Here is a 6,210-nt window from a genome sequence, read left to right on the forward strand (position 1 = left end):
TTAATGAAATCAGTTTTAAAAGTGTCGCTACTTGCTGCAACAGTTATGCTAGCGGTAGGTTGTCAGAAAGAAGAAACTAAAACAGAAACCGCACCTCAAGCAGAACAAGTTCAAGCAGAAACCGGTAAAGCGGTTCACTTTAAAACCGACGACGACAAAGCGGCATACGCAATCGGTGTTTCATTTGCTAACTACCTAAGCACAAGCATCGACAAGCCAAGCGAAATCGGCATTAATCTTAACAAAGATTTGGTACTAAAAGGTATCGAAGACGTCTTCAAAGGCAATGCTGAATTGAATGAAGAAGAAACACGTGCAGCACTAGAATCTCTAGACAAGCGTGTTGCAGAAAAGATGCAAGCACAAGCGGCTGAGAAAGCAGCTGAAGCGAAAAAAGCTGGCGATGATTTCCGTGCTGAGTTTGAGAAGCAAGAAGGCGTAGTGAAGACAGATACAGGTCTTCTATACCAAGTAATGACACCAGCTGAAGGTGAGAAGCCAAAAGACACTGATACGGTTCAAGTACACTACAAAGGTACTCTGATCGACGGTACTCAGTTCGACAGCTCATACGATCGTGGTGAACCTGCAACGTTCCCACTTAACCGTGTAATCCCAGGTTGGACAGAGGGTGTTCAGCTAATGCCTGTGGGTTCTAAATTCAAATTCGTTATCCCGCCAGAGCTAGCATACGGTGACCAAGACACACCAAGCATTCCTGCTAACTCAACGCTAGTATTTGAAGTTGAGCTGCTAAAAGTTGAGAACGACAACGCAGAGCAATAACAATAAGCTGCGATAAGTTATTGAAAAAGGTCCGTTTAACGGGCCTTTTTTGTTCTAGGTCACTAGTTGGTGAGTTTGCTAGGTTGCTTTTCAAATTTTCTGATAAACTTACACCAATTTGTTGATTTTTCGCTCGAAGGCTTATGACAACTACAGAAACAATAAACGCGGAGATGTTGCTCGAAATGGAATCCGTTAACGTGATGCCGTTTACCGAGCACGACAAAATCATTTTAAGATCTTATGAGGCGGTCGTGGATGGTATCGCCAGCCTGATAGGTCCATTTTGTGAAATCGTTCTTCACTCTCTAGAAGACTTAAATACCTCTGCAATTAAAATCGCTAACGGTGAAAACACGGGGCGCCAAGTCGGCTCACCAATCACTGATTTAGCGCTTAAGATGCTAAAAGACATCGAAGGCTCGGAGCGCAACTTCTCACGTTCGTATTTTACCCGTGCAAAAGGTGGCGTGTTGATGAAGTCGATTACTGTCGCCATTCGTAATGGCGAAAATCGCGTGATTGGTTTGTTGTGTATCAACGTCAACTTGGATGCGCCTTTCTCGCAAGTTCTTCAGTCTTTCATGCCGACGCAAGAAGCGAAAGAAGCGGCTTCCTCGGTCAACTTTGCTAGTGACGTAGAAGAGCTGGTGGACCAAACTGTTGAACGCACCATCGAAGAGATCAATGCGGATAAATCCGTGTCTAACAACACCAAAAATCGCCAGATCGTGATGGAGTTGTACGACAAAGGTATCTTCGATATTAAAGATGCCATCAACCGTGTCGCGGATCGCCTTAATATTTCAAAACACACCGTTTACTTGTACATTCGTCAACGTAAAACCGAGGATGATGAAAGGTGAGTAAACTGACTTATACGTTAGTGGTGAATGGTCCCGTTTATGGCAGCCAGTCAGCGCGCAGTGCTTATCAGTTCGCCAAAGCGGTGATAGAGCAAGGCCATCAGCTAGTGAGCGTCTTCTTTTATCAAGATGGTGTGACTAATGGTACTGCTTTGAGTGTGCCAGCCAACGATGAATTTGATCTCAATAAGGCGTGGCAGTCTTTGGCTAAAGAGCATGGTGTTCGCCTAGAAACTTGTGTCGCGGCCGCTTTGCGTCGCGGGATTGTAAGTGAAGAAGAAGCGAATCAACATGGTTTGGTTCAGAACAATCTAGCCGATGGTTTTGAACAAGCAGGCTTAGGTAGCCTAGCTGAAGCGATGTTAACCCAAGACAGAGTGGTACAGTTTTGAGTCAGTTAACTTATCTATTTCGTAGTGCGCCACATGGCTGTGCAGCTGGTCGTGAAGGTGTGGATGCACTGTTAGCCGCGTCGGCTTACTGTGAAGATATCAGCGTCATTTTCATGGGTGACGGGGTATACCAGCTTCTACTCGGGCAAGACCCCAACAATATTTTGAGTAAAGATTACGCGCCGATGTTAAAGCTTTTCGATTTATACGACATCGAACAAGTCTTTGTGTGTTCAGAGTCGTTAACCCAGCGAGGTTTGGCGCAAGCGGATTTAGTCATTGAAGCCCAAGCGTTAAGCTCAGAACAGCTCAAAGCTAAGTTACAACACGCTGGCAAGCTACTGTCTTTTTGAGGAAGTTATGTTACACATCATAAAAACAGTCTCTGCTCTAGAAGACGCTATGCCTTTATGCAGTGAACAGGATGACATCTTACTTATAGAAGATGCAGTGTACGCTGCTAACTCGCAACATAAAGCATTTTCCCATCTAAAAAATCGCAGCGTATTTGTGTTAGAGAGCGATGCGCAAGCTCGCGGTATTGCAAATCGTATCAGTCCATCGCTGACGATTGTGAATTACTCAGGCTTCGTTGAACTAACAGCAAAACAGGATAAATCCCTAACTTGGGATTGAACAAGATTTGCTGTCGACAAAGCTTTACGGATGAATTGTTCTAATTGAACAAAAAAGATCCGTATATTTCTTGACACACCTCTCACTGCTGCATAGAATTTTGCGTCCCTAACTGCATTGGCAGTTGGGGATAGATTTTTCACAAAGCTTACTTTCAAGTAAATCAGGAGCTAGTTAATGGCAACTATTAACCAGTTGGTACGTAAGCCACGTGCAAAGCAAGTTGTTAAAAGCAACGTGCCTGCACTAGAAGCGTGCCCACAAAAACGTGGTGTATGTACTCGTGTTTACACTACTACACCTAAAAAACCTAACTCAGCACTTCGTAAAGTTTGTCGTGTACGTCTGACAAACGGCTTCGAAGTTACATCGTACATCGGCGGTGAAGGTCACAACCTTCAAGAGCACTCAGTTGTTCTAATCCGTGGTGGTCGTGTTAAAGACCTTCCAGGTGTGCGTTACCACACTGTTCGCGGCGCACTAGACTGTGCTGGCGTAAATGACCGTAAACAAGGTCGTTCTAAGTACGGTGTGAAGCGTCCTAAGTCTTAATGGATTCCGTTAAGTAAGGCCAAACACTAAATTATTTTTAATTTTTTGAAAAAACTGAAAAGTTTTGGATAAAACCTGAAGAAGACAACGGAGATAAATCCATGCCACGTCGTCGCGTCATTGGTCAGCGTAAGATCCTTCCAGATCCAAAATTCAAATCTGAATTGCTGGCAAAATTCGTTAACATCCTAATGGTTGACGGTAAAAAATCTACTGCAGAGAAAATCGTTTACACTGCACTAGATGCTATGGCTGAAAAGTCTGGTAAAGACCACTTAGCTATTTTTGAAGAAGCTCTTGAAAACGTTCGCCCAGCGGTAGAGGTTAAATCTCGCCGTGTTGGTGGTTCAACTTACCAAGTACCTGTAGAAGTACGTCCGGTTCGCCGTAACGCACTTGCTATGCGTTGGTTGGTTGAAGCTGCGCGCAAGCGTGGTGAAAAATCTATGGCTCAACGCCTAGCTGCTGAAATGCTAGACGCGTCTGAGAACAAAGGTACTGCGGTTAAGAAACGTGAAGACGTTCACCGCATGGCTGACGCAAACAAAGCGTTCGCTCATTACCGTTGGTAATACCTTCTGTGCTGCGAGGTTCTCTCGCAGCACTTTTCTATACTCTAAGGTACACCTTAGTAAGAGGATACAATCGTGGCTCGTAAAACTCCTATTGAGCTATACCGTAATATCGGTATCTGTGCTCACGTAGATGCAGGAAAAACAACCACAACTGAGCGTATTCTGTTCTACACTGGCCTTTCTCACAAAATCGGCGAAGTTCACGATGGTGCAGCAACCATGGACTGGATGGAGCAGGAGCAGGAGCGTGGTATCACTATCACATCCGCTGCGACTACTACATTCTGGCGTGGTATGGAAGCACAGTTCCCTGAGCATCGCGTAAACATCATTGATACCCCTGGACACGTTGACTTTACTATCGAAGTAGAGCGTTCTCTTCGTGTACTTGATGGTGCTGTGGTTGTGTTCTGTGGCTCATCTGGTGTTGAACCTCAGTCTGAAACTGTATGGCGTCAAGCAGACAAATACCACGTTCCACGTTTGGTATTTGTAAACAAGATGGACCGTGCGGGCGCAGACTTCCTACGCGTTGTGAACCAAATTAAGAATCGTCTTGGTGCGACTCCTGTTCCAATCCAGCTGAACGTTGGTGCGGAAGATGAGTTCAGAGGTGTCATCGACCTTATCAAGATGAAAATGATCAACTGGAATGATGCCGATCAAGGCACTTCGTTTACTTACGAAGACATCCCAGCTGACATGATTGAACTTGCTGAAGAGTGGCGCAACCACATGGTTGAATCCGCTGCTGAAGCTAGCGAAGAGCTGATGGACAAGTACCTTGAAGAAGGTGAATTGACTGAAGCTGAGCTCAAACAAGCTTTACGTACTCGCACACTAAATAACGAAATCGTACTGGCTACTTGTGGTAGTGCGTTTAAGAACAAAGGTGTTCAAGCGGTACTGGATGCAGTAGTTGAGTTCTTGCCATCGCCAGTTGACGTACCTGCAATTAAAGGTGTCGACGAAAGAGAAAATGAAGTTGAGCGTCATGCTGACGACAACGAACCTTTCTCTGCGCTAGCGTTTAAGATTGCGACTGACCCATTCGTGGGCACGTTAACTTTCATGCGTGTTTACTCCGGTGTTGTAAACTCGGGTGACGCTGTTTACAACTCAGTAAAAGAGAAGAAAGAGCGTTTCGGTCGTATCGTTCAGATGCATGCGAATAAGCGTGAAGAAGTGAAAGAAGTTCGCGCTGGTGATATTGCAGCTGCTATCGGTCTGAAAGACGTAACAACAGGTGACACACTGTGTGATCAGAACCACAAAGTGATTCTAGAACGCATGGAGTTCCCTGAACCAGTTATTCAGATTGCTGTAGAGCCTCGTTCTAAGGCAGACCAAGAGAAAATGGCTATCGCGCTAGGTAAACTAGCTGCGGAAGATCCATCATTCCGCGTGGAAACGGACGACGAATCAGGTCAGACTCTGATCTCAGGTATGGGTGAACTTCACCTAGACATTATCGTTGATCGTATGAAGCGTGAATTCAGCGTTGATTGTAACGTTGGTAAACCTCAGGTTGCTTACCGTGAAACCATTCGTGGTAAAGCGGAAGTTGAAGGTAAGTTTGTTCGTCAATCAGGTGGTCGTGGTCAATACGGTCATGTTTGGGTCAAACTTGAGCCTTCTGAGCCTGGTGAAGGTTTCGTATTCGTAGACGAAATCGTGGGCGGTGTGATTCCTAAGGAATACATCAGTTCGGTATCGAAAGGTATCGAAGAGCAAATGAATAGTGGTGTTCTAGCGGGTTACCCTGTACTAGATATTAAAGCTACACTATTTGATGGTTCTTACCACGATGTAGACTCAAGCGAGATGGCGTTTAAGATCGCTGGCTCGATGGCATTCAAGAAAGGTGCACTAGAAGCACAACCTGTGATTCTAGAACCTATGATGAATGTCGAAGTAACCACTCCGGAAGACTGGATGGGTGACGTTGTTGGTGACCTAAACCGTCGTCGCGGTATCATTGAAGGCATGGACGAAGGTGTGGCTGGTCTTAAGATCATCCGTGCTCAAGTACCACTATCCGAAATGTTCGGTTACGCAACTGATCTACGTTCTGCAACTCAAGGCCGTGCGTCTTACTCTATGGAGTTTCACGAGTACGCTGAAGTGCCGAAAAACTTCGCAGATAAAATTATTGCAGAGCGTGGTTACTAATTGACGATTGAACTGCAAAAAGTTTACGACTTTTTGCGAGATCAGGGCGTCCAAATATTGCGCTAACGGGCGTTGGCGCATAAAATAACAATTTCTGGCGCGTCGTCGATCAATAATGATCACGACGAATCATAACTAGGAAGGAACACGATCGTGTCTAAAGAAAAATTTGAACGTACGAAACCGCACGTTAACGTTGGTACTATCGGCCACGTTGACCACGGTAAAACA

Annotated in this window: 8 protein-coding genes; all 8 read left to right on the plus strand. The window is 45.2% G+C overall.

Features of this window, described 5'->3' with window-relative positions; translation table 11 throughout:
* Positions 1-3 precede the first annotated feature (3 nt).
* The 8 genes from fkpA (at position 4) to fusA (ending at position 5,979) form a co-directional block, all read left to right on the plus strand.
* The gene (gene fkpA, locus R7044_RS22435) at positions 4-786 is read left to right on the plus strand and encodes an FKBP-type peptidyl-prolyl cis-trans isomerase (protein WP_017821751.1); all 783 of its coding nucleotides are present in this window, start codon (positions 4-6) and stop codon (positions 784-786) included.
* A 143-nt stretch (positions 787-929) separates the two neighbouring features.
* Positions 930-1,652: a transcriptional regulator gene (locus tag R7044_RS22440; protein ID WP_005382804.1), complete on the plus strand. Its 723-nt coding sequence runs from the start codon at positions 930-932 to the stop codon at positions 1,650-1,652.
* The gene (gene tusD / locus R7044_RS22445) at positions 1,649-2,044 is read left to right on the plus strand and encodes a sulfurtransferase complex subunit TusD (protein ID WP_017821752.1); all 396 of its coding nucleotides are present in this window, start codon (positions 1,649-1,651) and stop codon (positions 2,042-2,044) included. Before R7044_RS22440 ends, tusD begins: the two co-directional genes overlap by 4 nt.
* Positions 2,041-2,397 carry a sulfurtransferase complex subunit TusC gene (gene tusC, locus R7044_RS22450; protein WP_053307378.1) on the plus strand — a complete coding sequence of 119 codons (357 nt, stop codon included), beginning with the start codon at positions 2,041-2,043 and terminating at the stop codon, positions 2,395-2,397. The genes tusD and tusC overlap by 4 nt, the downstream gene beginning before the upstream one ends.
* Positions 2,398-2,404: 7 nt before the next feature.
* Positions 2,405-2,680 carry a sulfurtransferase complex subunit TusB gene (gene tusB / locus R7044_RS22455; protein WP_005382799.1) on the plus strand — a complete coding sequence of 92 codons (276 nt, stop codon included), beginning with the start codon at positions 2,405-2,407 and terminating at the stop codon, positions 2,678-2,680.
* A gap of 177 nt (positions 2,681-2,857) precedes the next feature.
* Positions 2,858-3,232, plus strand: coding sequence for a 30S ribosomal protein S12 (gene rpsL / locus R7044_RS22460; protein ID WP_004399892.1), 375 nt, complete (start codon positions 2,858-2,860; stop codon positions 3,230-3,232).
* A 101-nt stretch (positions 3,233-3,333) separates the two neighbouring features.
* Entirely contained in the window at positions 3,334-3,804 is a 471-nt protein-coding gene (rpsG, locus tag R7044_RS22465; protein WP_005382796.1) for a 30S ribosomal protein S7, read from the plus strand.
* A 75-nt stretch (positions 3,805-3,879) separates the two neighbouring features.
* Positions 3,880-5,979 (plus strand): elongation factor G, encoded by a 2,100-nt coding sequence (gene fusA, locus R7044_RS22470; RefSeq protein WP_005382794.1) that lies wholly within the window; start codon positions 3,880-3,882, stop codon positions 5,977-5,979.
* Positions 5,980-6,210 lie beyond the last annotated feature (231 nt).

It is taken from the genome of Vibrio sp. 1402 (genome assembly GCF_033340275.1).

Excerpts from the sequence above, each read along its gene's own strand:
- fkpA (WP_017821751.1), top strand. The coding sequence starts at position 4 with ATGAAATCAGTTTTAAAAGTGTCGCTACTTGCTGCAACAGTTATGCTA.
- tusB (WP_005382799.1), top strand. The coding sequence starts at position 2,405 with ATGTTACACATCATAAAAACAGTCTCTGCTCTAGAAGACGCTATGCCT.
- rpsL (WP_004399892.1), top strand. The coding sequence starts at position 2,858 with ATGGCAACTATTAACCAGTTGGTACGTAAGCCACGTGCAAAGCAAGTT.
- R7044_RS22440 (WP_005382804.1), top strand. The coding sequence starts at position 930 with ATGACAACTACAGAAACAATAAACGCGGAGATGTTGCTCGAAATGGAA.
- rpsG (WP_005382796.1), top strand. The coding sequence starts at position 3,334 with ATGCCACGTCGTCGCGTCATTGGTCAGCGTAAGATCCTTCCAGATCCA.